A 26,221-nucleotide genomic window follows, 5' to 3' on the forward strand; every position below is an offset into this window, starting at 1 on the left:
ATGCTGAAAGTTATCATAATCGAGGTTTACTGAAATGGCGTGGCATTTATTTGATACGGTGGATAGGAAAACGACTCAAGGAATCTAAAACAAATGAAAAAGAGGGATCCTTTCAATAAGGATTCCTCTTTTTCATTTGTTACTTGCTTTTGTTAAGCTAATTTTTCCGTTTTTTATTGTTTTGTTCAAGCCATGCTTTTAGTAAATAAATGATCATTAAAAATAAAGCTGTGTAGAATCCCGAACCAATGAAATCTCCATTGATGATATATTCGATCAAAATACCTAGTAAACTAGCTACAATAAAAATGATTATCAGGTTGAGATACGGGTGGCGTTTTTTGAATTTATTATATGCAATTGACATTTTAGACCTCAATCCAGTTCTTCTGTTTTAGCTTTTGTTGTTATGACTTTTCTTCCAGTATCATAACCTTTTTGATAATAAAATCCAACCCAACCATTGCCATTTTTAACCCATTGTTTAGCTATTGGTGTGGAAGTATTAGCTAAAATGATTCAGTGATCTAGAAAAAGAAATGGGCGAATAAAATCTGGCTCGAATCATTAATAAAATTCGTAGAAAACACAAAGTTAATTCAGTAGTAATTGTTGACGGTCAGAGAGAGTGATTGAGGGAGAGTTGTTCAAACTTATTTAGGAAATAGTTTATCAAGTGTGACTAAGACACCATCCTCGTCATTTGAAGGACAGACGTGGCTAGCTGATTTTTTAATTTCATCAGGCGCGTTAGCCATCGCGTAACTAAGCCCACAATAATTTAACATTTCAAGATCATTTCCACCATCGCCAAAAGCGACGCATTGGTCAGGTGTGATACCCCAACGTTGTACCAATTTTTGCAAACCAGCTGCTTTATGACAACCAGGAAGAATCAAATCAATTGAACCATGACCACTACTGGTAGGAACTAACATTCCCTGTAAGTTTTCACCAAATAATTCACAGTAATAGGTAGTTTTTTCTACGGGAACAGTGGGTGCAAATTTTAGAATACGATCATCAACTTGTGAAAAATCATCGACCCACTTTAATTTGTGGTAGTAAATATTTGTTAAGTTGAAAAAATCTTCGCTGACTTTTCCACGTTCACAATACGCACTGTTAAATCCACACATCACGTTTTTTATTTCGGGATATTTTTTACATAAGGAGAGCACTTTCGTGATTGCTTCTTCCTTAATATCTGCTGCAAAGAGAAGTTCTTCTTGATCCATTACTAAGGCACCATTTTCTGCGACAAAACTCAACTCGTGAGCATCGTCAGGAAATAGTGAACGTAGTTGATGATACTGGTTGCCACTAGCAACAACAAATCGACAACCTACAGCAGCCATTCTAGCTAAAATATCTTTAAATCTTGAAATATCATACGTATAGTCACTTCGTGCAAAAGTTCCGTCCATATCAACAGCAACTAGCTGGATATTATGAGGATTAGGATTCATCATGGTAACTCCATTCTATTTTATAGTGAAAGAAAACGGTAACATTGTTACTTGAAACCATTGTATCATGTATATACAACTATCAGGAAGCTTTTTTAAGTTAGTAGTAAAGAAATAGGAAGTTGATTATTTTTTAATGTCTAGACTTTTAAGGGGAAATTCTTTGAAGCGAAAGGGGTTTCGTGTTATTCTAAGGTTGTAAGGATTGAATGAAGGAAGAGAGGAAGTAGACAATGGAACATCAAACATTAACTTCGTTTCCAAACGATTTTTTATGGGGATCTGCCTCAGCTGCTTATCAAGTCGAAGGTGCTTGGCAAGAAGATGGTAAAGGAGAGTCGGTCTGGGATCAGTTTGTTCGGATACCAGGTAAAACATTTAAAGGTACCAATGGTGACTTAGCGGTCGATCATTATCACCGTTTTAAAGAAGATATTGCTTTAATGAAGGAACAAGGATTGAAAGCTTATCGTTTTTCAATCGCTTGGACTCGAATTTTTCCAACAGGACGTGGAGAAGTCAATCAAGCTGGATTAGCTTTTTATCAAGAGCTAGTGGATGAATTGATCAAAAACGACATTGAACCAATGGTTACTTTGTATCATTGGGACTTGCCACAAGCATTGCAAGATGAATATAAAGGTTGGGAATCACGTCAAATTATTGAGGATTTTACCAATTATGCCGAAACATTATTTGAAGCTTTTCGTGGAAAAGTTCATTATTGGATTAGTTTGAATGAACAAAATGTCTTCACTTCATTGGGCTACTTATTGGCTGTTCATCCACCAGGTGTAACAGATCCGAAACGAATGTATGCAGTGAATCACATCGCAAATTTAGCGAATGCTTCTGTAATCAATAAATTCCATGAATTAAATATGCCAGGGAAGATTGGACCAAGTTTTGCGTATACGCCGAACTATCCAATCAATAGTGATCCTAAAAATATTTTAGCTGCTGAAAATGCAGAAGACCTAATGGCAAACTACTGGATGGATGTCTATATGTGGGGCAAGTACCCAATTGCTGCAATGAAATTTTTAGAGGAACAAGGTTGGGCACCAACGATTGAAGCGGGAGACGAAGAACTGCTACAATCAGCAAAACCGGACTTTTTAGGTATCAATTATTATCAGACAGCAACAAATGCGTTTAACCCGTTAGATGGTGTAGGCGCAGGTAAAATGAATACGAGTGGTAAAAAAGGTTCCTCTGAAGAAACAGGCGTGCCAGGAATGTACAAAAAAGTTGAGAATCCTTTTGTTGAACGAACAAACTGGGATTGGGAAATCGATCCGGAAGGGTTGAGAATTGCTCTTCGTCGAATCACTAGTCGTTACCGAACACCTATTTTGATTACCGAAAATGGATTAGGTGAATACGACAAGTTAACTGAAGACAAAAAAATCCATGATGAGTATCGAATTAATTATTTGGCCAACCATGTGAAAGCAATCAAAGAAGCAATCTCTGATGGTGCAATGGTTTTAGGTTACTGTACATGGTCTTATACTGATTTATTAAGTTGGTTGAATGGTTACCAAAAACGTTATGGCTTTGTCTATGTGGATCAAGATGAAACACAAGAAGGTTCGCTTGAACGTTACAAAAAAGATAGCTACTATTGGTATCAATCAGTCATCAAAGAAAATGGCGAATCAATCGAATAAGAAAAAACGAAATCAAGAAGTTGAAACGATAGCTGTTTAGCTGTTGTTTCAACTTTTTTAGTGAACATAAGTTTAAACAGATGATCTATTTTTGATAATCAAAAAGTAGCAGAATATTCCCTTTGCTCTTCGGTATGATCAAATTTCTTTCACGTTTTTATGAAAACATGACGAAATGAAAAGAAAGAAACGAGTTCTTTGAAACAAAACTTTAGTTCCCTCCCTTTTTTTTGTATAATGGGGAATGAAATGAGGGATAAATAATGGCGCAGAAAAAACGTCCTGCAAAGAAAAAGAAAAAGACGAAAAAGCAAAAGCAACAACAAGAGCAACTTTTGACGATCTTTGTCGGGTTTACATTGATTTTATTTGCTGTGTTTGGCTTTTTAAGATTAGGGTTTTTAGGAATCTTAGTTGCCAACGGCTTTCGAATATTTGCGGGTAACACTTATCCAATTCTTTGTTTGTTATTAGCCATCACAGGATTCTGGATTATTATCAAGAATACGGAGTTAAAGATTGGTAAACCTCGACGTTTGGTAGGAGGAATTTTCTTTTATCTAGGAATCTTACTTTTCTTCCACGCTCACTTATTTGGAAAACTCCACAGTGGAGAACCAAATATTCTTGGCACTACTTGGGATTTATTAGCAAGTGATATTAAGCAAAGTCAAGTCAGTCGTAATGTCGGTGGTGGGATGATTGGAGCTATTTTATATCATTTCACTTACTTTCTGATTGCTCAGCCAGGCAGTTATCTGGTTGCTGTTTTACTATTGATTGTCGGCGCATTTTTATTTAGCAATCTTGAAGGGTATCAATTACTGGAAGGCATCCAAACATTAGGGGAGAAACTACAAGGATTGTTGGAAGGCGATCCAGCAAAACAAGCAAAAAAACAAGCCGAAAAAGCAGAGAGAAAAGAACAACGAGCACAGGCAAGAGAAGCAAAACGTTTGGCCGCTCAAGAAGCAGCAGAGGCAGAAATAGCCGAAATGGAAAAAAATCGGGAACGTCAACAAACAAGATACGACGAACCAGATGAATTACCAGCGACAGAAACCAACGAAGCAAATTTTGTACCAATCAATAGCTTCCAAGAACAAATGCAGACAAAGCCACCGATTGAACATACACCCACACAAACAACGCTACCAATTGATGGGCATGAAGGCCTTGAACAAGAAGTGCCTGAAGATGATGGTTCTGTTTTAGAATTTGAAATTGCCGCTGAAGAAGAAAATCATGCGTATGAATTACCATCTGTTGATTTGCTAGATTCAATTCCAGCGGTTGACCAAAGTGATGAATATAAGAAAATCGAAAAAAACATTGGTGTGCTAGAACAAACTTTCCAAAGTTTTGGCGTAGATGCCAAAGTGGTAAAAGCGAGTCTTGGTCCATCCGTTACGAAATTCGAAGTACAGCCTGCTGTAGGTGTAAAGGTAAGTAAAATCGTTAACTTAACTGATGATATTGCCTTAGCCTTGGCAGCAAAAGATGTTCGGATGGAGGCACCAATTCCAGGTAAATCTTTGATTGGGATCGAGGTTCCTAATGGCAAAATCAGTATGGTTTCCTTTAGAGAAGTGATCGAAGCACAACCAAAACATCCAGATAAACTGTTGGAAGTACCATTAGGTCGTGACGTATCTGGTCGCGTACAGACAGCTGATTTAAGCAAAATGCCTCACTTACTTGTGGCAGGTTCTACAGGGAGTGGGAAGTCTGTTGCAATCAATGGTATTATCACAAGCATCTTGATGCAGGCAAAACCACATGAAGTCAAATTGATGATGATTGACCCAAAAATGGTTGAATTGAATATGTACAATGGGATTCCGCATCTTTTAACACCCGTTGTGACAAATCCACGAAAAGCAGCGCAAGCTTTACAAAAAGTGGTTCAAGAAATGGAAGAACGTTATGAAAAGTTTGCCGCTACAGGAGTTAGAAATATTTCTGGGTACAATGAATTTATTCAACAAAAGAATGTAGAAGATGGCACGAAGCATCCGACCTTACCATTTATCGTGGTGATCGTTGATGAATTAGCAGACTTGATGATGGTTGCCAGTAATGAAGTGGAAGATGCAATCATTCGTTTGGCACAAATGGCTCGGGCTGCCGGGATTCATATGATTTTAGCAACACAAAGACCGAGTGTGGATGTTATCACGGGGATTATCAAAGCCAACGTTCCTTCGCGAATGGCTTTTGCAGTTTCTAGTGGAACTGATTCTCGTACGATCATTGATTCAAATGGGGCAGAAAAATTACTTGGACGTGGCGATATGCTCTTCTTACCGATGGGAGAAAATAAACCAATCCGCGTGCAAGGTGCCTTTATTTCGGATCATGAAGTTGAGCGCGTTGTAAGCTTTGTAACATCCCAACAAGAAGCACGTTACGAAGAAAAAATGATGCCAACGGATGAAGTGGAGTCAACCGGTACTCCAGAACAACCACAAGATGAATTATATGACGAAGCCAAAGCTTTAGTTGTTGAGATGCAAACGGCAAGTATTTCTTTATTACAAAGAAGATTCAGAATTGGCTATAATCGTGCAGCACGTCTAGTAGATGAACTAGAAACGCATGGTGTGGTAGGACCATCAGAAGGAAGTAAGCCAAGAAAAGTCTTTATTGAACAATTGGAAGAGCCTATGAACGATTTACCAGAAGGGCAGCCAGAAGATCGTCTATAATTAATAGAAACAAAAAGTTATATGTACACAAAAAACCAGTCAACACAGAGAATACTCCTGTGTTGGCTGGTTTTATTTAGTGAACCTTTATTACAAAAGAACAAGTGAAGGTTCTCGCAAACTTCCTTGCATTCCCAGATAGAATCAGTTATAGTATGTAGCGAAACTTTGAGAAAAAGAGGGAAATAATTTTGGAAAAAACGTCCATTTATGGCTTGACGAATGAAGAACTAACAAATTGGTTTATCAACAACGGCGAAAAGAAATTCCGTGCTGCCCAAGTCTGGGAATGGCTTTATCAAAAACGGGTAACTGAGTTTTCAGAAATGACCAATTTATCAAAAAATCTGATTGCAAAACTAACAGAAAACTTTGTGATTAATCCATTAAAACAAATGGTTGTACAAGAAGCAGCTGACGGAACAGTCAAATATTTATTTGAATTACCAGATAAGAACATGATTGAGACAGTCTTGATGCGTCAGGAATACGGCTTGTCCGTTTGTGTTACAACTCAAGTTGGTTGCAATATTGGCTGTACCTTCTGCGCCAGTGGATTATTGAAAAAAAATCGTGATTTGACCGCAGGAGAAATCGTTGCTCAAATCATGATGGTTCAACATTATTTTGATGAACGCGGAGAGGGCGAACGAGTTTCTCACGTTGTTGTCATGGGGATTGGTGAACCGTTTGATAACTATGATAACGTGATGGATTTCTTGCATATTATCAATGATGCGAAGGGACTAGCAATCGGGGCACGTCACATCACTGTGTCAACGAGTGGTTTGGCAAATAAAATCAAAGAATTTGCCGATAATGGGTTGCAAGTAAACTTAGCAATTTCCTTGCATGCACCAAATAATGAAGTTCGGACGTCAATCATGCGAATCAACCGAAGCTTCCCAATTGAAAAATTGATGGAAGCAGTTGATGAATATCTTGAGAAAACGAATCGTCGAATCACGTTTGAATACATTATGTTGAACAACGTGAATGATCGACCAGAACATGCACAGCAATTAGCTGATTTATTACAAGACAAGAAAAAATTAGCGTATGTCAATTTGATTCCATATAATCCAGTGAGCGAACATGATCAATATTCACGGAGCCCTAAAGCGGATGTTTTGAAATTTTATGATGTCTTGAAGAAAAATGGCGTCAACTGTGTCGTTCGTAAAGAACACGGGACAGATATTGATGCGGCTTGTGGACAATTGCGTAGTAAGCAAATGAAGAAAGAAAAAAAGGTAGTAAGCAAATAACGACTGTTTATTTTAGAAGACGTGTCATGTTCACGTCTTCTTTTGTTTGATCTAAAATGAACGATCAGTTCTAACCCTTCAAGAAGAAATCTTTGGTTTTTTTCATAATCATTGCTAAAATGAGCTGGAATGGGGGGAAACAAATGATTATTACTGAATTCGATCGTGACAATCTCGATTTGCGGGATCAACTTGCAGATCTCTTAAGATTAACTTGGCCAGAAGAATACGGGACCAATGCGACAAAAGAAGTTGACCAGTTGATGGAACCAGATCGTATTGCTGTTTCTGCCTTAGATGGAGATATGTTGATTGGCTTCGTTGGAGCGATTCCTCAATACCGATTCACAGGCTGGGAATTACATCCCTTAGTAGTAGAAAGTACTCGAAGAAGAAATCAAATTGGGACAAGGTTAGTAACCTATTTAGAAAAAGAAGTGACATCAAAAGGTGGGATCACGATGTATTTAGGTACAGATGACCTGGATCATGGAACAACATTAAGTTATGACAATTTATTTGAGCATACTTTTGATAAAGCACAAGCTATTCAAAACTTAAAAAGTCACCCTTATGAGTTTTATGAGAAAATGGGTTATCAAATTGTTGGTGTGATCCCAGATGCAAATGGCTGGAATAAACCTGATATTTGGATGGCAAAAGGTCTTGTGCCGAGACCAACCACATAAAAAGAAGAAAAATGAGAAAGAGCCGTGCAAGAAAATTACTTGTACGACTCTTTTTTTTGTGCAAAAACCGAACATTAAAGCATTTTTTGAAGAAATCAAATCTTTTTTACGTATTATTTTATTGAAAACAAAAAATTGTTATTTTCTTTATAAATAAAGGGAATTTTCTGAAAAATATAACGAAAAATACTGATTAAAGAGATTATTTTTAGAAAAAAGAGAAAAAAGTAGTTGCTTTTTTAATAATTATTCATTAAACTCTTAAACAACTTCAGAAATATTTAATTATTCTGAAAATTCCGATAAAAGGGGTACGAAAGATGAAGAAGAAAGTAACTTTTGGTTTTGTTGCGGTTTGTGGCCTTGTCCTTGCTGGCTGTTATGGTGGTAGTTCAGATACAGGGAGCAGTGATACAAAAAGCAGTGGTTCTGCTAGTGGAGGCGGCGTATTTAATTTAGTTGTACCTCAAGAAATGCCAACAGCTGATTTATCTGTTGCGACAGATACAATTAGTTTTACAGCGTTGAATAATGTATATGAAGGAATTTATCGTCTTGATAAAGATAGTAAACCACAGCCTGCAGGTGCAAGTGAGTTGGCAGATGTCAGCGAAGATGGTTTAACTTATAAAATCAAATTACGTGAAGATGCAAAATGGTCGAACGGTGAACCTGTAACGGCAGCAGATTATGTTTATGGCTGGCAACGTACGGTTGATCCAAAAACAGCATCTGAATATGCGTATCTATTTGAACCAGTTGCTAATGCAGCAGATATTACCGCTGGTAAAAAAGATAAATCAGAATTAGGCATCAAAGCAAATGGTGATCATGAATTAGAGATCACACTAACAAAACAAACACCTTATTTCCAATATTTATTAGCTTTCCCATCTTTCTTCCCACAAAGTCAAGCAGTTGTTGAAGAAAATGGTGATGCTTATGCTTCAGCAAGTGACAAAGCAGTTTACAATGGTCCATTTACATTAGAAGACTTTGATGGCCCTGGTACTGATACAGAGTGGACATACAAGAAAAATGATAACTATTGGGATAAAGATGAAGTGAAGCTATCAGAAGTCAAAGTAAGTGTAGTAAAAGAATCTTCTACTTCATTGAATCTCTTTAAAGATGGACAAGCAGATGATGTCATTTTATCAGGTGAGTTAGCACAACAAAATGCAAATGATCCAGCTTATACATCTGTGAAAGAAGCTCGTACAAGTTATCTCGAGTTTAATCAACGTGAAGAAGACTCTCCTTTCAATAATGCTGATTTGCGAAAAGCAATTTCGTATTCCATCAATCGCGATGCGTTAGTAAAACAAGTGATGGGGGATGGCTCAGTTGCATCAACTGGACTAATTCCAGCAGATATGACAAAAAATCCTGATACAAACGAAGACTTTGCAAAAGAAGCTGGCGATTTAGTTTCTTATGATAAAGACAAAGCAAAAGAACATTGGGAAAAAGCAAAGAAAGAACTAGGCATTGACTCACTTGAATTTGAATTGATGGCATCAGATGATGACTCAACGAAGAAAGTGATTGAGTATATCCAAAACTCCATTCAAGAAAACTTAGATGGCGTGAAAGTCAAACCAGTTCCAGTCCCATTCTCTGTTCGTTTGGATCGTTCATCATCAGGTGATTTCGATACAGTATTAGGTGGTTGGGGTGCTGATTACGCAGATCCAAGTAGTTTTACAGATCTATTCGTAACAGGGAACTCTTATAACCGCGGACAATGGAGCAATGAAGAATATGACAAAGTAGTCAAAGCATCTTCTTCAGCTGATGCCGGCGATGAACAAGCGCGTTGGGACGATTTGCAAGAAGCAAACAAAATCATTGCTGACGATATGGGTGTTGCACCAGTTTACCAAAAGGCTGAAGGTCATTTAGTTAATGAAAAAGTCAAAGGAATCGTGCATCACGCAGCTGGGGCTTCATGGGATTACAAGTGGACATATATCGAAGAATAACCACTTCTATTCGTTAACAATTGAAGATGAGAAAAAACAGGGTAGGTCATTGATCCAACGACACACCCTGTTCTCATCAACAATTATAAAAGAGCGAAAAACATGAAGAGAATGGAAAAAATAAGTAATATCCCGGCAATAATCAGCCAAAAGCTGTACATACCATGGCTGGCAGATGAAAGCAGCGAGAACTCTGGTTTTTTCTTCCGGTTTCTTGTTCTAGCTAGATGAATCGATCGTTGAAAATGATCAAAGAAACCCGAGGAAAAAACCCATAAAAATCCGCCGATAATCAAAAACGGCAACGCGCATAAGAAAAAATCATTTGATAATTGTAGAAAAGTTAATTGATTGGTTAAAAAATTTTTTATGAAAATGAGGACCATCAACAAAATGGAAATGGCATAAGGAAGATACTTTTTGTTCATTTTTTTGCTCCTTTATCAGTTGGTTCATTACTTAATAATGTAGCGAAACATTTGTCAGAAGTCAAAAGCTAGGGGGAAACATTTGTGAATAGTTATATCAAATATGTTTTAAAACGTGTCTTCTTCATGATGATCACGCTGTGGCTGATTGCCACAATCACTTTTTTCTTAATGCAGTTATTACCAGGAACGCCGTATACCAATCAGGAACGTTTGAGTCCTGAAACGATTGAAATGTTGAATAAACAAGTAGGTTTAGATAAACCGGTACTTGTTCAATATGGAATTTATCTTTCTAATTTACTTCAGGGTGACTTTGGTATTTCTTTCCAATTTAAAAACCAACCTGTGGCTAATTTATTAGCAGGCAGAATTGGACCGTCTTTACAATTAGGATTACAAGCAATTATCGTTGGGACGTTTGTTGGAACGATTTTAGGAACGATTTCTGCAATGAAGCAAAACACGTGGGTGGATAGTTCATCGACCTTAATTGCAATCTTGGGACGTTCGATTCCTAACTTTGTGTTTGCAGTGTTACTCCAATATGTGTTTGCAATGAAGTTACACATTTTACCAATCGCAAAATGGGATGGTTTCGTCTATACCATTTTACCAACAATTGCTTTAGCGATGTCGCCACTTGCCGATTCCGCCCGCTTTATTCGGACCGAAATGGTTGAAGTTCTTCATAGCGATTATGTTGAATTAGCTAGAGCAAAAGGGCTTAGTCGTTGGGAAATTGCCTTCAAACATGGCTTAAGAAACAGTTTGATTCCATTGATGACTTTATTAGGACCACTGGCTGTTGCGTTAATGACTGGTTCATTAGTAGTTGAAAATATTTTTGCCATTCCTGGAATCGGGGAACAATTTGTGAAGTCAATTACTACAAATGATTACCCGACAATCATGGCTGTGACTATTCTTTACTCATTTATGTTGATTTTTGTTATCTTAGTCGTTGACTTATTGTACGGGTTAGTTGACCCAAGAATTCGTGTTTCTGAAGGGAGTCGAGGATAAATGGAAATGGTACCGAAACGCTATGAAACAGTTGCTGAGATTCCTGCAGACGAGTTTCTTCCTTTACAAAAGAATACCGAAGCCGAGCGTGAACAGATTTCTGCTCCTTCGCTGAATTTCTTACAAGATTCTTGGCGTCGATTGAAGAAAAATAAAGCCGCAGTGATCTCGATGGTCTTATTAACGACAATCATTTTGATTTCAATCGTGACAATCTTTGTTTCACCACATAATCCAACTGCACAAAATGTTGATTATATCAACTTACCGCCACGTATTCCTGGTATTAGCATTGATGGTCTAAACGGAAAAGCAATGGTTGGTGGCGAGTTAGTCGATAAATACGCACAGGCAAATGTCCCAGCAAATGTGAACTTTCTTTTGGGAACAGATGGCCTAGGTCGTGATGTGTTGAGTCGCTTGTTCATGGGGACGAGAATTTCTCTATTGATTGCATTTATTGCAGCCATTTTAGACGTGACAATTGGTGTTGCTTATGGACTGGTTTCTGGTCTTTTAGGCGGACGTGTAGATAATGCAATGCAACGTTTTTTAGAAATTTTATCTGGGATTCCGAACTTAGTTGTAATGATTTTGATGTTGGTTGTATTTGAACCAGGAATTTTTTCAATCGTAGCGGCGATGGCAATCACGAACTGGATTCCGATGGCACGGATTGTTCGTGCACAGACATTGAAATTAAAAGATCAAGAGTATGTTTTAGCTGGTTTGACTTTGGGTGAATCAAAGTTGAAAATCGCATTCAAACATATCTTACCGAATATCTCAAGTGTCATTATTATTCAAATGATGTTTAGTATCCCATCTGCTATTTTCTTCGAAGCCTTTTTAAGTTTCATCGGGTTAGGTTTAACACCACCGTCTGCTTCATTAGGAACCATGCTAAGTGATGGTTACAAAACATTCTTATATCTGCCGTATCTATTATGGATTCCGGCAGCAACTTTATCGGTTATCATGATTGGCTTTAACTTATTAGCTGATGGATTACGTGATGCCTTCGATCCTAAAATGAAAGAGTGAGAATTATGACGAAAATTTTAGAAGTGAAAGATTTAGAAATTTCTTTTGACACTTATGCTGGTAAAGTTCGAGCAATTCGCGGTGTTAATTTTCACTTGAATAAAGGGGAAACTTTGGCAATCGTTGGTGAATCTGGGAGTGGGAAATCTGTTACAACTCGAAGTATCATGCGACTTCTGTCAAGTAATGCCAACATTGATGCTGGTCAGATCCTATTTAAAGGGGAAGACATTGTGAACAAATCCGAAAAAGAAATGCAAAAAATTCGCGGGAAAGAAATTGCAATGATTTTCCAAGATCCAATGACATCATTAGATCCAACGATGACAATTGGAAAGCAAGTAGCAGAATCTTTACGTAAACATAATAAAGTATCGAAAAAAGATGGCGAAAAAGCAGCGCTTGACCTACTAAATTTAGTTGGAATTCCAGAAGCTGAAAAACGAATCAAAAGCTACCCCCATCAGTTTTCAGGTGGACAGCGTCAGCGGATAGTGATTGCGATTGCTTTGATTTGTTATCCAGAAATCCTAATTGCAGATGAACCAACAACCGCGTTAGATGTAACAATCCAAGCGCAAATTTTAGAATTACTAAAAGAAATTCAAACAAAAATTGATACATCAATTATTTTTATTACCCATGACCTTGGTGTAGTGGCAAATGTCGCTGACCGAGTGGCTGTTATGTATGGTGGGAAAATCATCGAAGTAGGAACTTCGGAAGAAATTTTTTATAATCCACAACATCCTTATACTTGGGGCTTACTTGGTTCAATGCCGACGTTGGAAAGCGCAAGTAAACAGCTTTATGCAATTCCTGGTTCACCTCCAGATTTGTTGAATCCACCAAAAGGGGACGCATTTTATCCACGTAATGAATATGCTTTGCAAATTGATGCAGAGCAAGAACCACCATTTTTTGAATTATCTGCGACACACAAAGCAGCAACTTGGTTGTTAGCACCACAAGCACCAAAAGTTCTGCCACCAGAAGAAATTCAACGTCGTTGGGCAATTTTTAAAGAAAAACAAGGGAGCCAAGGGGGAATAGTGGATGAAAAACAAGCTACTCGAGGTTAAAGGTCTAAAACAATATTTCAACATTGGCAAAAAAAATGAAGTGCATGCGGTGAACGATATCAGTTTCCACATTTATGAAGGGGAAACGTTTGGGTTAGTTGGTGAATCTGGGAGTGGAAAGTCGACGACTGGTCGGACGATCATTCGTTTAAATGAACCAACTGACGGTGAGATTTTATTTGATGGACAAGATGTAACGAAAATCAAAGGAAAAAAAGAAATGACGAAATTTCGTCATGAAGTCCAAATGATTTTTCAAGATCCTTATGCATCCTTAAATCCGAGAATGAAAGTTCGTGACATTATTGCTGAAGGCATTGATGTGAACGGTTTAGCAAAATCACCGCAAGAACGTGCGCAAAAAGTTGATGAGTTGCTAAAAACAGTTGGGTTAAATCCCAGTCACGGAACACGTTATCCTCATGAATTTTCAGGTGGACAACGGCAACGGATTGGCATTGCTCGAGCGTTAGCAGTCAATCCGCGGTTTGTTATTTGTGATGAACCTATTTCTGCACTAGATGTGTCGATTCAGGCTCAAGTAGTGAACTTATTACAAGATTTACAAGAAGAACAAAATTTAACTTACTTATTTATCGCCCATGATTTATCAATGGTGAAACACATTAGTGATCGCATTGGCGTTATGCATAATGGCTTATTGTTGGAAATGGGCACAAGTGATGAAATTTACAACTTTGGTGTTCATCCTTACACAGAAAGTCTATTGTCTGCTATTCCATTACCAGATCCAGATCATGAGAGACAACGTCGTCGGATCAAATATCAGCCAGAGCCAGATGATAATCAAGTACGTACGTTAAGAGAGATTGCACCAGAACATTTTGTGTACGCAACAGAACAAGAAGTTGCTTATTACGCGAAAAAATTGCAACGAAAAAAAGAAAACTTACTCGTAGCAAACTAGGGGGTAAGTGCTGATGCTCAAAGCCTTTAAATTCCGGATGTATCCCACCGATGAACAAAAAAAATGGTTGATTCAAAATTTTGGTTGTGTTCGTTTCACTTATAATCACTTATTACTTTCACGACAAGAAACCTATAAGCAACTAGGTGTGATTGATTATTCGTTGACGCCAGCTGCCTTGAAAAAGCGTTATGCGTTTTTAAAAGAGGCAGATAGCTTGGCATTAGCCAACGCTCAGTTGAATTTGGATCGTGCGTTTCGCAATTATTTTAAAGGACGAGCGAGCTTTCCAAAGTTGAAAAGTAAGAAGAGTATGTGGCAGTCTTATACCACAAATAACCAAGGACACACCATTTATTTAGAAGGAAATCAATTGAAATTACCAAAACAAAAAAAGTTGTTCAACGTGCATGTCCACCGACCAATCGAAGGTACGATTCGTTCAGCTACGATTTCTTCACGATATAATGAAGAGTTTTATGTTTCCTTTTTATGTGAAGTTCCGCTGAATAAAAGACAGAAAACCAATGAATGGGTGGGAATCGCGTATTGCCCCAAAGGATTAGTCGAAACTTCGCAGAAAATCGAGGTTATTGCACCTAAACTTTTGGTGACAAATCAAAAAATCGCTGTAGCAGAAAGAAAATTGAGTATTCGAGCAAAAGCAGCTCAACAACGAAAAAAGGCTTTAGAACGAGCAAAAAATTATCAAAAACAAAAAAGAAAAGTGCTGAATCTTTATCAAAAACAAAAATATCAACGGGAAGATTACTTAGAACAACTTTCGGCTGTTCTGGTGAATAAATTTGATTATTTGTTTATTGAATCATTGCCAGATGAGAAGCTTGCTTCTGATTTTTCCGTACAAGATTGGCACAAACTGTTGACCAAATTGAGGTATAAAGCAGAATGGTATCAGAAAACCTTTATCTTGATTAATACACAGGACATCCACAGTCATTCTGCGCAAGAAAAGAGTCGGCTGTTGGAACGAATTGGGAAACAATTACTTTTTGATGTCTGAACTGGTAGGAGCGCCAGAGTTCGCCTTGTTAATAAAAAGTTTTTAAACTTTTGTTTCTAGGAATTTTCTTTTCGCTTAAAGGAAAAGCTCACTAATTATGAGAAACCAAAAACCAAGGACTGTAACTTAAATCAGTAATGATTTTTGTTACAGTCCTTGGTTTTTATCGATTAATCTTCCATTTTTGGATGGTGTTCAGGCTTCAACTGATAGATTTTTGATGGACGACCGATTCCAACGGGGCGTTCACCAATTTCGTCAAAATATTGCAACATTGCTTTTTTAAAATTTGAGTGGTCAATGGATTTAAAATCAATTCCCAAAAATTTAGCAAACACTTTGCGAGCTTCAGTAATTGTAAAATCTTTACCTAATACTTGGAGGACTTGTGGTTCGTGTTCCATTTTATTGACGATGCGGTTAAAGGCTTTTAACACGATAAAGCTATGGTCAAATGCCAACTTATCTTTTCCAGTTGATTGGCCAGTTGTTAAATCAAGCGCGATTGAGACATCGCCACTGGTCAAATGGATTTGATTCATTTGTCGTTCTAGAGTGAACCAGCGGACTTCCTTGGCATCATCTCCTGCAATCAAAGGTTCTTCACCAATAAAGGCAAGATAACTGACAGTTACGACCCAGCCACGTGGATCACGGTCAGGCGTGCTAAATGTGTGAAGTTGTTCAATGTTTTCTTTAGAAATAATGACTCCCGTTTCTTCTTGTGTTTCGCGTAAGACACTTTCACCAGTTGACTCATCTCGTTGGACAAAGCCACCAGGTAATGCCCAAGAGTTTCGATAAGGATGTCCTTTTCTTTGGATCAAAAGAATTTTCAACTGATCTTCTTCTTTGTTGTAACACATCAAAACGATGTCGACAGTCAAAGAAGGCTTGTCGTATTCAGGACGTTCTTGTGCTTGATACCAAGTTAAAAAATCTTCTTCACTGGCTTCTTGTTCATAATATAATTTTTCTTCTTCTTTAGAAGTAAATTCTTTCATTCTGACACCTCCACTGCCGATAAAAGTACATTTTACTTTATTGTAGCAGACTCTCGGAAAAAACCAAGGACTTCCCGCAAACTTTCGTGGTTATCAAAGATGGAAGAGGAAGGGCAAAACTAAGTTGACTAAAAAGAACAGTAAATAAAAAGGCAAAAATTTCATTTTTTCTTCACGAAGTGCAAGAAATCCGCAAATGATAATAAATAGATCTAATGCGATGCGGAAGAGATTGGACACAAGAAGGAAACTATTCAAGTTGCCGTTTAAATTAAAGTAACCATACATCCTTATATAAAAATAACTAAAAAATAAATGAACAATTGTCAGTACTGCGATACTGATCATAAAAATCGTGTGTTTTTTCTGCATAATCATTCCTACCTTTGTTCGTTGGTTTTTCAGTTCCTATTATACATGATTCATTTTTAGAAAAATAGCGAGGAAAAATTTTCCAAAAAAACGTAACTGAATAAACGTACAAAGTGTCCTGAATTTGTCCTCTTTTCCAGCTAGGAAGACAAGCGTTGCTGCCGAATTTCCTTTTCAAAAATTCGCTAACATTAAGATTATTTTGTGGTATACTAGCAAGGAAACGAATTCGCATCATGCGATAAAGGAGGAGGAGCCCCGTGGCAGAAAAGGAAACTTTTTATATTACTACGCCAATCTATTATCCAAGTGGCAAACTGCACATCGGTAACTCGTACACAACGATTGCCTGCGATGCTGTTGCACGTTACAAACGGTTGATGGGCTTTGATGTGTTTTATCTTACTGGGGTGGATGAGCACGGTCAAAAAATCGAAACAAAGGCAGCTGAACTAGGTGTTGAACCACAAGAGTATGTGGATAAAATGGCTGCAGACGTGAAAAAATTATGGAAAACACTTGATATCAGCTACGATAAATTTATTCGAACAACGGATGATTATCACAAAGCAGCTGTTCAAAAAATCTTTGATCGTTTACTAGAACAAGGCGATATTTATTTAGGTGAATATGAAGGTTGGTATTCAGTTTCTGATGAAGAATTCTTTACAGAAACCCAACTTGCTGAAGTTTACAAAGATGATGAAGGCAATGTGATTGGTGGGAAAGCACCAAGTGGACACGAAGTGGAATTGGTCAAAGAAGAATCTTATTTCTTCCGCATGAGTAAGTACGCTGATCGTTTGCTTGAGTATTACGAAGCGCATCCTGAATTTATCCAACCTGAATCACGTAAAAAAGAAATGATCAACAATTTTATCAAACCTGGCTTAGAAGACTTAGCTGTTTCAAGAACGACATTTAGCTGGGGAATCCCAGTGACACGTGATCCAAAACACGTCGTATATGTTTGGATCGATGCATTATCAAACTATATTACAGCGTTAGGCTATGGTTCAGATGATGATAGCTTGTTTGAAAAATACTGGCCTGCAGATGTTCACATGGTTGGGAAAGAAATTGTTCGTTTCCACACAATTTATTGGCCAATTATGTTAATGGCACTAGATTTGCCATTGCCTAAAAAAGTTTTTGGACATGGCTGGTTATTGATGAAAGACGGTAAAATGTCTAAATCAAAAGGAAATGTTGTTTATCCTGAAATGCTAGTTGAACGTTATGGCTTAGATGCATTACGTTATTATTTATTACGTGCAGTTCCTTTTGGCTCTGACGGGGTCTTCACACCAGAAGATTTTGTTTCTCGCGTAAACTACGATCTAGCTAATGACTTAGGGAATCTATTGAACCGTACTGTTGCGATGATCAACAAATATTGTGACGGGATTGTTCCTGATTATGCTTCATTAGTGACACCTTTTGATAGCGAGTTGTCAACGACAGCTGCAAACGTAGTTGGACGTTACCATGATGCTATGGAAAAAATGGAATTTAACACGGCCTTAGCTGAAATCTGGGTATTGATTTCCCGTGCGAATAAATACATCGATGAAACAGAGCCTTGGGTATTAGCAAAAGACGAAGAAAAGAAAAATGAATTGGATAGCGTAATGGTTCATTTGGCTGAAACCTTACGAATTGCAGCTATTTTGTTGCAACCAATCATGACTGAAACACCAGTCAAGATCTTTAAGCAATTAGGATTAGATGCTGAATCCATGAACTTGGAAGGCTTACACTTTGGTGAGTTTCCTTCTGAAACAAAAGTTGTTGCTAAAGGTACACCGATTTTCCCACGTTTAGATATGGACGAAGAAGTTGCTTATATCCAAATGAAAATGTCTGAAGGTACACAAAGTACAGAGGACACAGTGAAGTGGGACCCAGAAGAAACAGAATTTGTTTCTTCAAAAGAAAAGCAAATCAAATTTGATGTATTTGACAAAGTTGAATTGAAAGTTGCTGAAGTAATCAACTGTCAAAAAGTGGAAGGTGCAGATAAGTTATTGCAATTCCGTTTAGCTGCAGGGGATAATCAGGACCGTCAAATTTTATCTGGAATCGCAGAATATTATCCTGATCCAAGTGAGTTAATCGGTAAAAAACTTGTGATTGTGGCAAACTTAAAACCGCGTAAGATGCGTGGCCAAATCAGCCAAGGAATGATTCTCTCAGCGGAAGCACCTGATGGTTCATTACAAGTAGTTGAAGCGCCAAAAGGAATGCCAAACGGTTCAGAAATCGCGTAAATACAAAAGGAATCCAATCATCATGATTGGATTCCTTTTTGTATTTACATAGAGGTTACCTAGTGTCATTTTATTGAAGGATATCTTTTCACTCGCTTTTTCAAGCAAGTTGGTAATAGGGCGCTTAAGACAGCAAAAGGAATCGCAAAGATATACCAAGAAATCGTTCGCCCGATACCATATCGCTGATAGAGATTTGTTAACATTAAGTGAAGTAAGCACAAGCCAACAATCAATGAACCAGCGAGAAACCACTGATTATCCCATTTGAAATAACGTAAGCTCATGACTAACACCGGATAAAGGTAAAAGTAGATTCCAACGAAAGTGATGCGCCAATTTTTAGTAAAGGTTCCAATGTTGAGCAAAAAGAAAATTGCGGATAAAACAATTCCTAATGGTGGGAAAAGACCGACGAAAAAAGAATAGACGATGCTCCATAGAATCAAGCCTGGACCTCTGAATAACGCAACCAAAATCACTAGACCTGTCAGAAGAAGGAGTTGTTGACTAAACGAAGCGATAGTCAAAAGACCAAAAAGAATCAACGTAGCCCAGTGCCAACGGGATTGTTGCTGTTCTTTTCGTGTAATCGAAAAATGATTTGTGAGAAAATTTGCCAATTTTGGATGTGAATGCTGAAAGTCCAAAAGCAAAACCTCCTTTAAATAAAAACTAGCTAAATTGTAATCAAAAATAAAAGAAAAAGCATCCGACTTAAGGGGGATTTTTTTGAAAACCCTTTATTGGATTTGTGCATAGCCAAGGGGAAAAAACTCGGTTATACTAGCAATTATATTAATAAAAAAATAGGAAAGAGGATGAGGAATGGGAAATAAATTAAAACGTGAAATTAATTTGTTTGGCGCATTAGCAACGGTTATGGGAACTGTTATTGGGGCAGGAGTTTTCTTTAAGACCGCTTCGGTAACTGCCAGCACACAATCATCGAGTTTGACACTTTTTGTATGGTTATTGGGCGGCTTTTTGACCATTTGTGCTGGGTTGACTGTTGCAGAATTAGCCACAGCGATTCCAGAAACAGGCGGAGCAGTCAAATACATAGAGGCTGCGTATGGAAAATTACCAAGTTTCTTATTAGGTTGGGCGCAAAGTCTGATTTATTTTCCAGCAAACATTGCAGCTCTTTCAATTATTTTTGCTACACAGTTGACAAATCTTTTTCAGCTATCCACTGATTATCTGGTATTGATTGCAGCTGTAACTGCTTTATCAGTGACAGGATTGAATTTATTGGGGACTAAAGTTGGTGCGACTGTTCAGTCGGCTACCCTTATTATTAAATTGATCCCGATTGCAGTTATTGTTGTTTGGGGATTAATGGTTCCTGGTTCCGGTACGGTTCAACTTTTTCCAATTGAAGCAGGGAAAGATGTTTCTTTTATGGAAGGATTGAGTAGTGCGTTGCTGGCTACTTTGTTCGCATATGATGGATGGTTAGGTGTCGGAGCAATTGCCGGTGAGATGAAAAAGCCCGAAAAAGATTTGCCTAAAGCAATTATTTTAGGATTAAGTTTTGTGACCGTGGTTTACTTATTGATTAACTTTGTTTTCTTGAAGACTTTACCAATCGAAGGAATTGCCGGTAACTTGAACGCTGCATCGGATGCTTCAGCAGTAATTTTTGGTTCATTTGGTGGGAAATTAGTTACGATTGGTATCCTGATTTCTGTTTATGGTGCGTTGAATGGGTACACATTGACAGGAATTCGTGTTCCTTACGCGATGGCTTTGGAAAACGAATTACCATTTAGTAATCAGTTAACAAAATTATCAAAGAAATTCACAGTTCCTTACGTGCCGGCAATGTTTCAGTTAGTGATTGCTTGTATCATGATGACGATGGGCTCATTTGATTTTTTGACAGATATGCTGATTTTTGTAATGTGGTTGTTTAGCTTACTGATATTTATCGCTGTTTTCGTTTTACGAAAGAAAGCACCAGAGATGAATCGCCCATACAAAGTACCACTTTATCCGGTAATCCCGCTAATTGCGATTATTGGTGCGATTTTTATCTTAGGAATGACGATCTTAACGCAAACAACACTGGCGATGATTGGAATCGGTGTAACGTTATTAGGAATTCCAGTTTATTTATATAAAAATAAAAAATAATCATGAGAGGTTGAGCTAAGTCTCAATCTCTTTTTCATTTGTTCAATGGATGATTAAACCTAAAGTGGAGGTGTTGGAATTTCCTGTTTTAGCACCCTTTTTTCGTGATCAAAAGTGTTGAAACGGAATGGTGTTCAGTAGGCAGTTACCTGAAAAATAAAAAAAGGAATGATTTTTAGAAAGAATTTTTGTTTGCTAGAATGAAAAAACTGGAAGTTGCGAAGCTCTTATCATCTTTTTTTCCATCTGACTTCTGTCTCAACCGTTTATGTGCTAAAGTAGGAAAGAAAAGGAGCGATTTGAATGATATTTGATTCTCATACTCACTTAAATGCGGAACAATTCAATGAAGATATTCCCGAAACGATTGAGCGTGCTAAGGAGTTGGGCGTGACAAAAATGGCTGTAGTTGGCTTTGATCAACCAACGATTGAAAAATCTTTACAGCTTAGTCAAGACTACCAAACTATTTATAGTATCATTGGCTGGCATCCAACTGAGGCTGGCAGTTATACGAAAGAAGTTGAACAACAATTACAAGAACGATTGACGTTACCTAAAGTTGTGGCATTAGGAGAAATTGGTTTGGATTATTATTGGATGGAAGATCCAAAGGAAGTTCAAGCAAAAATTTTTCGTCGTCAAATTGCGATTGCAAAAGAAATGAATTTACCGATTAGTATCCATACGCGTGATGCGATAGAAGATACGTACCAAATTTTAAAAGAAGAAAAAGTTCATGATATTGGTGGAATCATGCATAGTTTTAGTGGGGATTATGAATGGGCGCAGCGTTTTCTTGATCTTGGTATGCATATTTCTTTTAGTGGTGTTGTGACTTTCAAAAAAGCGTTAGACGTCCAAGAAGCTGCAATGAATGTTCCTTTAGATCGTATGTTGGTAGAAACGGATGCACCTTATCTTGCACCAGTACCTTATCGTGGTAAACGAAATGAACCTGGGTATACTCACTATACGGTCGAAAAAATTGCGGAACTTCGTCAAGTACCTTTTGAAGAAATTGCAACACAAACATGGCACAATGCACATCGTTTATTCGGGATTTCAGAAAATGAGTAAATTGACTATTGAAGAAATTGTAGTCGTTGAGGGAAAAGACGATACGAGACGATTGCAAGAAGTCGTGAATGTAGATACGATTGAAACAATTGGTTCCGCAATCAATGAAGCGATTTTGATGCAGATCGAGCATGCACAAGAAACAAGAGGGGTGATTGTTTTTACGGACCCAGATTTTTCAGGCGAAAAAATCCGTAAAACAATTATGGAAGTCGTGCCCCAAGCGAAACACGCCTTTTTACCTCGGAAGCAAGCTCAGCCAAAGAAAAAGGGCAGTTTAGGTGTTGAACACGCAAGCAATGAAGCAATTCTTGAAGCATTGAAGAAAGTTGTGACACCTAGCGAGGAAGAGTTTAACGAAATCCCTAGACAGATGCTTTTGGACTATGGTTTAATAGCGGGAGCACAGGCCAAAGAAAAAAGAGAAATACTTGGAGATGAGCTAAGAATTGGCTACACCAATGGCAAACAATTAGCGAAGCGTTTGAAGATGTTTCGCATTACCCCAGAAGAATTGATACAAGCAATGAAAAAAGTGGAGGCAAAACATGACTGAATATCGTGAGATCGCAACACCCTCTCGAACAAAAGAAATCTTGAAAGAACATGGATTTCAATTTAAAAAAAGTTTAGGACAAAATTTTTTAACAGAACCTAACATTCTACGAAAAATTGTTGAAACAGCTGAGATCAACCATGAAACAAATGTGATTGAAGTAGGACCAGGGATTGGTGCATTGACTGAACAATTAGCCATAAATGGTAATCAAGTCGTTGCATTTGAAATCGATGATCGTTTGATTCCAGTATTAGCAGATACACTTCACCGTTATCCAAATGTTAAGGTTGTTCACCAAGATATTTTAAAAACGGACTTGGTTGCTGCTGTCGCAGAATATTTTACAGAAGATCTACCATTGAAAGTGGTTGCAAATCTTCCTTATTACATTACAACGCCAATCATGATGCACTTTCTTGAATCAGACGTACGTGTGGATGAAATGGTTGTGATGATGCAAAAAGAAGTTGCTGATCGAATTTCTGCGAAGCCTGGTACTAAAGCTTACGGCTCACTTTCAATTGCCGTGCAATATCATATGGATGCGTCTTTAGCGTTTATCGTACCTAAAACAGTTTTTGTACCACAACCAAACGTTGATTCAGCGATTTTAAAATTGACACGCAGAGAAAAACCGGCTGTTGAAGTCACGGATGAAAAAGAATTTTTCCGTTTGACGAAAGCCTCATTCCAATTGCGTCGCAAAACATTATGGAACAATTTGCAACATGCGTATGGAAAAGATGAAGCAACCAAAGCGTGGTTGACTCAAAGTTTAGCTGATGCAGGAATTGATCCAAAACGTCGTGGGGAAACACTGTCATTAGAAGAATTTGCTGCATTAAGCAATGCGATGATGGCGAATAAACAAGGGTAAGAAGTATAGTTCAAAAAATATTTATCACAGAAAAGCGGAGCAGAATGCTCGCGTTTTTCTGTGATTTTTTTATCAAGTAGGATAAAATTTGGAGGAAAATGCGTACTTATAATAGGGAGAGGATGAAAAAAAGCAGAACTAAGTCACTTTCTAAATCATCTTTCGAATGACGAAAGGATGCTTTTGAAGTAGTTAGTAACACAATTATTTTAATTGGAAAAGAAGAATGACTTGGTGGCTCTATAATAAAATTGATGAACTGACAGACATATCCAATGTGAAAAGCATCTATACAATCCAACTAAGTGAGTAAAAAAGAATTTGTCGAAGATTGTTGGTAACTTCTTTAAGTGTCTTGACAGATACATGGAATATCAGTACAATAAACAACATCAATGTGTCAAGACACATAAGGAGAGTAAAAATGAAAAAAAATTCTGTTCGTCACTTAACTATTTCTGCATTGCTGATTGGAATGGGAATCATCATTCCATTAGTTATGCCAAAAATCATGATTCCACCAGCATCTTTTACCTTAGCTTCGCATGTGCCATTATTCTTAGCAATGTTTTTTTCACCAGGGGTAGCTGTTGCTGTCGCATTAGGAACAACATTTGGGTTCTTTTTATCGACACCAGTCATTATTGCCTTAAGAGCATTATCACACATTATTTTTGCAGTGGTTGGTGCTTGGTATTTACAAAAGAAACCTGGAATCGTCTTGAAGGATGGAAAGTTTACGCTAGCAAACTGGAAATTTCAAGGCTTTAATTTTGTCATTGGGGTTATCCATTCAATTGCAGAAATGTTGGTTGTGAGTGCCTTTTATTTCATGGGAAATATGCCTGATACGTATTATTCAGAAGGCTATTTCTACACAGTATTTATTTTGATGGGGATCGGTGGGTTGATTCACAGTTTAGTTGACTACAATATTGCTTATTTTGTTGCGGGCACGTTGAGCAAATATTTTGATATTCCCGTATTTACTGCAGCAAAAGAACAAGCAAGAAACATGGATAAGCTTAGCTAAAAATAATTGGATTATAAAAATTGATTAGATTTAGTTATTGTTGAATTTTTCAAATACATTAGTAAAAAATAGGTAACTTAAAACAGATGCTGTTTTAAGTTACCTATTTTGCTTACCATGGTTGATTTGTGGATCCAACCGTAAATTCATTTATATTGACATCTTCGGGTTGATCTATTGCAAAAGCAACAATATTGGCAATTCGTTCAGGAGATATCCCGTGTTTTTTGTAAAGAGCTGTCATGCCTTCTAAAGAATCTTTATCTGTGATTGTATCAAGTAGCTCAGTATTAATTGCAGCGGGGTAGATGGTCGCGGTTCGGATATTTGTCCCTTCTTGAGCTGACTCCATTCGTAAAACTTCCATCAGATCTTTGACTGCCCATTTAGTTGCTCTATAAACAGCGCCACCTGGATAGGCTTTTATTCCTGCTACGGAAGAAGTTGTGATTACGTGACCACTTTTTTGTCCAATGAATGTGGGAAGGACTGCTGCTAAACCATTTAATACACCTTTCAAATTGATATCTATCATTTGATTCCACTCATCGACTTTCAGAGCCGATAGTGGAGAGTTGGGCATGATTCCAGCATTTAAAAAAATGACATCAATTTTTCCGTAATTTTCTTTGGTAAATTCGATTAATTTGTGATTTTCATCCAAATTAGTTACGTCCATTACGTGATAAACTGCATTGCCACCAGCATTTTGGATATCATGTACGATTTCTTTTAACTTTTCTTCACGTCTGGCAGCCAAGACAACTTTTGCGCCCTTGATGGCAAGTAATTTAGCAGTAGATTCGCCAATACCAGAAGAAGCACCTGTAATCACTACAACTTTATTTTTGATAGTCATATTAATTCCTCCTATTAAATAAAATTAGTTACTTTTTGAACGTATGGTTTCCAATTAATTATTTATTTCATTGAACTTTTTTAATTTGAAGTATCTTATTCTATAGATTTGATTATTTTAGCAGGAGTGCCTGCAACGATCACATCATTTGGTATATCTTTCGTTACAGTTGAGTTAGCTGCGACAATCACATTTTTTCCAATTGTCACTCCAGGCAGGATTGTCACCCCAGAGCCTAACCACGCATTTTGTTTAATTACTACCGGTTTGGTTATCAACCCGCGACGATTTTTAGGATCAGTCAAATGATTAACTGTAATGATTTGACTATTTGGTCCAATTAAAACATGATCTTCTATTGTAATCCCACCTAAGTCAACAAGCGTTACATTCTGATTGATAAAAATATTTTTTCCTAATGAAATGTGGCGCCCAAAATCGCTATAAAATGGTTGAGAAATAATAACTGAAGAGTCAATTTTTTTACCTAATACAGGCTCTAGCCATGCTAATATTTCTTCGTTTGTTCGGTAGTCGAGATTCAATTCAACTAATGGACGTTCATTTTGTTTTTTTATGCTATGAATTTGCTTAAACAGTGGTGAATTAGGCAGAATTTCTATATACTGAATCAACTCAAGTAACCTTTCCATGAAAATACCTCCGATATTTTTGCTACATTTAGTGTACTTCGCTATACTGAT

The 26,221-nt window shown here is 37.4% G+C and carries 24 protein-coding genes; 16 read left to right on the forward strand and 8 right to left on the reverse strand.

Annotated features, from left to right (window positions below; all coding sequences use genetic code 11):
- Nucleotides 1–157: 157 nt before the first annotated feature.
- Nucleotides 158–367, reverse strand: coding sequence for a hypothetical protein (locus JZO71_RS03555; RefSeq protein ID WP_206898220.1), 210 nt, complete (start codon nucleotides 365–367; stop codon nucleotides 158–160).
- Nucleotides 368–653: 286 nt separating this feature from the next.
- Complete coding sequence (locus tag JZO71_RS03560) at nucleotides 654–1,469, reverse strand: Cof-type HAD-IIB family hydrolase (RefSeq protein ID WP_206898221.1); 816 nt, start codon at nucleotides 1,467–1,469, stop codon at nucleotides 654–656.
- Between the two features lie 233 nt (nucleotides 1,470–1,702).
- Here JZO71_RS03560 and JZO71_RS03565 point away from each other — a divergent pair, with 233 nt between their 5' ends.
- The 5 genes from JZO71_RS03565 (at nucleotide 1,703) to JZO71_RS03585 (ending at nucleotide 9,792) form a co-directional block, all read left to right on the forward strand.
- Entirely contained in the window at nucleotides 1,703–3,142 is a 1,440-nt protein-coding gene (locus JZO71_RS03565; RefSeq protein WP_206898222.1) for a glycoside hydrolase family 1 protein, read from the forward strand.
- Between the two features lie 263 nt (nucleotides 3,143–3,405).
- Nucleotides 3,406–5,850, forward strand: coding sequence for a DNA translocase FtsK (locus JZO71_RS03570; protein WP_206898223.1), 2,445 nt, complete (start codon nucleotides 3,406–3,408; stop codon nucleotides 5,848–5,850).
- 191 nt (nucleotides 5,851–6,041) lie between these two features.
- On the forward strand, nucleotides 6,042–7,118 hold the full coding sequence (gene rlmN, locus JZO71_RS03575) for a dual-specificity RNA methyltransferase RlmN (protein ID WP_206898224.1): 1,077 nt from the start codon (nucleotides 6,042–6,044) through the stop codon (nucleotides 7,116–7,118).
- Nucleotides 7,119–7,261: 143 nt separating this feature from the next.
- Entirely contained in the window at nucleotides 7,262–7,807 is a 546-nt protein-coding gene (gene aac(6') / locus JZO71_RS03580; protein ID WP_206898225.1) for an aminoglycoside N-acetyltransferase AAC(6')-Ii, read from the forward strand.
- A gap of 320 nt (nucleotides 7,808–8,127) precedes the next feature.
- A complete protein-coding gene (locus tag JZO71_RS03585; RefSeq protein ID WP_206898226.1) occupies nucleotides 8,128–9,792 on the forward strand; it encodes a peptide ABC transporter substrate-binding protein in 1,665 nt (554 codons plus the stop codon).
- Nucleotides 9,793–9,875: 83 nt separating this feature from the next.
- On the opposite strand, the gene JZO71_RS03590 is transcribed toward JZO71_RS03585, so the two are convergent.
- Nucleotides 9,876–10,220 (reverse strand): DUF3899 domain-containing protein, encoded by a 345-nt coding sequence (locus JZO71_RS03590; RefSeq protein WP_206898227.1) that lies wholly within the window; start codon nucleotides 10,218–10,220, stop codon nucleotides 9,876–9,878.
- An 84-nt stretch (nucleotides 10,221–10,304) separates the two neighbouring features.
- On the opposite strand from JZO71_RS03590, the gene opp3b reads away from it, so the two are divergent.
- The 5 genes from opp3b to JZO71_RS03615 are packed head-to-tail and all read left to right on the forward strand — an operon-like array spanning nucleotide 10,305 to nucleotide 15,324.
- Nucleotides 10,305–11,246: an oligopeptide ABC transporter permease gene (gene opp3b / locus JZO71_RS03595; protein WP_206898228.1), complete on the forward strand. Its 942-nt coding sequence runs from the start codon at nucleotides 10,305–10,307 to the stop codon at nucleotides 11,244–11,246.
- Nucleotides 11,247–12,290 (forward strand): ABC transporter permease, encoded by a 1,044-nt coding sequence (locus tag JZO71_RS03600; RefSeq protein ID WP_206898229.1) that lies wholly within the window; start codon nucleotides 11,247–11,249, stop codon nucleotides 12,288–12,290.
- A 5-nt stretch (nucleotides 12,291–12,295) separates the two neighbouring features.
- Entirely contained in the window at nucleotides 12,296–13,372 is a 1,077-nt protein-coding gene (locus JZO71_RS03605) for an ABC transporter ATP-binding protein (protein ID WP_206898230.1), read from the forward strand.
- Entirely contained in the window at nucleotides 13,347–14,300 is a 954-nt protein-coding gene (locus JZO71_RS03610; protein ID WP_206898231.1) for an ABC transporter ATP-binding protein, read from the forward strand. Before JZO71_RS03605 ends, JZO71_RS03610 begins: the two co-directional genes overlap by 26 nt.
- A gap of 13 nt (nucleotides 14,301–14,313) precedes the next feature.
- On the forward strand, nucleotides 14,314–15,324 hold the full coding sequence (locus JZO71_RS03615; RefSeq protein WP_206898232.1) for an RNA-guided endonuclease TnpB family protein: 1,011 nt from the start codon (nucleotides 14,314–14,316) through the stop codon (nucleotides 15,322–15,324).
- 170 nt (nucleotides 15,325–15,494) lie between these two features.
- On the opposite strand, the gene JZO71_RS03620 is transcribed toward JZO71_RS03615, so the two are convergent.
- Nucleotides 15,495–16,328: an NUDIX domain-containing protein gene (locus JZO71_RS03620; protein WP_206898233.1), complete on the reverse strand. Its 834-nt coding sequence runs from the start codon at nucleotides 16,326–16,328 to the stop codon at nucleotides 15,495–15,497.
- Nucleotides 16,329–16,421: 93 nt separating this feature from the next.
- Nucleotides 16,422–16,700 carry a hypothetical protein gene (locus tag JZO71_RS12575; protein ID WP_347401328.1) on the reverse strand — a complete coding sequence of 93 codons (279 nt, stop codon included), beginning with the start codon at nucleotides 16,698–16,700 and terminating at the stop codon, nucleotides 16,422–16,424.
- 260 nt (nucleotides 16,701–16,960) lie between these two features.
- Here JZO71_RS12575 and metG point away from each other — a divergent pair, with 260 nt between their 5' ends.
- On the forward strand, nucleotides 16,961–18,970 hold the full coding sequence (gene metG / locus JZO71_RS03625; RefSeq protein WP_206898234.1) for a methionine--tRNA ligase: 2,010 nt from the start codon (nucleotides 16,961–16,963) through the stop codon (nucleotides 18,968–18,970).
- 65 nt (nucleotides 18,971–19,035) lie between these two features.
- Here the strand turns inward: metG and JZO71_RS03630 are convergent, their stop codons facing one another.
- A complete protein-coding gene (locus JZO71_RS03630) occupies nucleotides 19,036–19,620 on the reverse strand; it encodes a hypothetical protein (RefSeq protein ID WP_206898235.1) in 585 nt (194 codons plus the stop codon).
- Nucleotides 19,621–19,798: 178 nt separating this feature from the next.
- Between JZO71_RS03630 and JZO71_RS03635 the strand changes: the two genes are divergently transcribed.
- From JZO71_RS03635 to JZO71_RS03655, 5 genes are all read left to right on the forward strand, one after another.
- The gene (locus JZO71_RS03635) at nucleotides 19,799–21,109 is read left to right on the forward strand and encodes an APC family permease (protein WP_206898236.1); all 1,311 of its coding nucleotides are present in this window, start codon (nucleotides 19,799–19,801) and stop codon (nucleotides 21,107–21,109) included.
- A gap of 303 nt (nucleotides 21,110–21,412) precedes the next feature.
- Nucleotides 21,413–22,189 carry a TatD family hydrolase gene (locus tag JZO71_RS03640; protein ID WP_206898237.1) on the forward strand — a complete coding sequence of 259 codons (777 nt, stop codon included), beginning with the start codon at nucleotides 21,413–21,415 and terminating at the stop codon, nucleotides 22,187–22,189.
- Complete coding sequence (rnmV, locus tag JZO71_RS03645; protein ID WP_206898238.1) at nucleotides 22,182–22,745, forward strand: ribonuclease M5; 564 nt, start codon at nucleotides 22,182–22,184, stop codon at nucleotides 22,743–22,745. Before JZO71_RS03640 ends, rnmV begins: the two co-directional genes overlap by 8 nt.
- A complete protein-coding gene (rsmA, locus tag JZO71_RS03650) occupies nucleotides 22,738–23,625 on the forward strand; it encodes a 16S rRNA (adenine(1518)-N(6)/adenine(1519)-N(6))-dimethyltransferase RsmA (RefSeq protein WP_206898239.1) in 888 nt (295 codons plus the stop codon). Before rnmV ends, rsmA begins: the two co-directional genes overlap by 8 nt.
- 424 nt (nucleotides 23,626–24,049) lie before the next feature.
- Nucleotides 24,050–24,658 carry a hypothetical protein gene (locus JZO71_RS03655; protein WP_206898240.1) on the forward strand — a complete coding sequence of 203 codons (609 nt, stop codon included), beginning with the start codon at nucleotides 24,050–24,052 and terminating at the stop codon, nucleotides 24,656–24,658.
- A 112-nt stretch (nucleotides 24,659–24,770) separates the two neighbouring features.
- Here JZO71_RS03655 and JZO71_RS03660 read toward each other — a convergent pair whose 3' ends face one another.
- Together JZO71_RS03660 and JZO71_RS03665 are read right to left on the reverse strand one after the other, a co-directional pair.
- On the reverse strand, nucleotides 24,771–25,517 hold the full coding sequence (locus tag JZO71_RS03660) for an SDR family oxidoreductase (protein WP_206898241.1): 747 nt from the start codon (nucleotides 25,515–25,517) through the stop codon (nucleotides 24,771–24,773).
- A 95-nt stretch (nucleotides 25,518–25,612) separates the two neighbouring features.
- The gene (locus tag JZO71_RS03665) at nucleotides 25,613–26,170 is read right to left on the reverse strand and encodes a sugar O-acetyltransferase (RefSeq protein WP_206898242.1); all 558 of its coding nucleotides are present in this window, start codon (nucleotides 26,168–26,170) and stop codon (nucleotides 25,613–25,615) included.
- Between the last annotated feature and the right edge of the window lie 51 nt (nucleotides 26,171–26,221).

The organism is Candidatus Enterococcus courvalinii (genome assembly GCF_017315945.1).
GTDB lineage: Bacteria > Bacillota > Bacilli > Lactobacillales > Enterococcaceae > Enterococcus_B > Enterococcus_B courvalinii.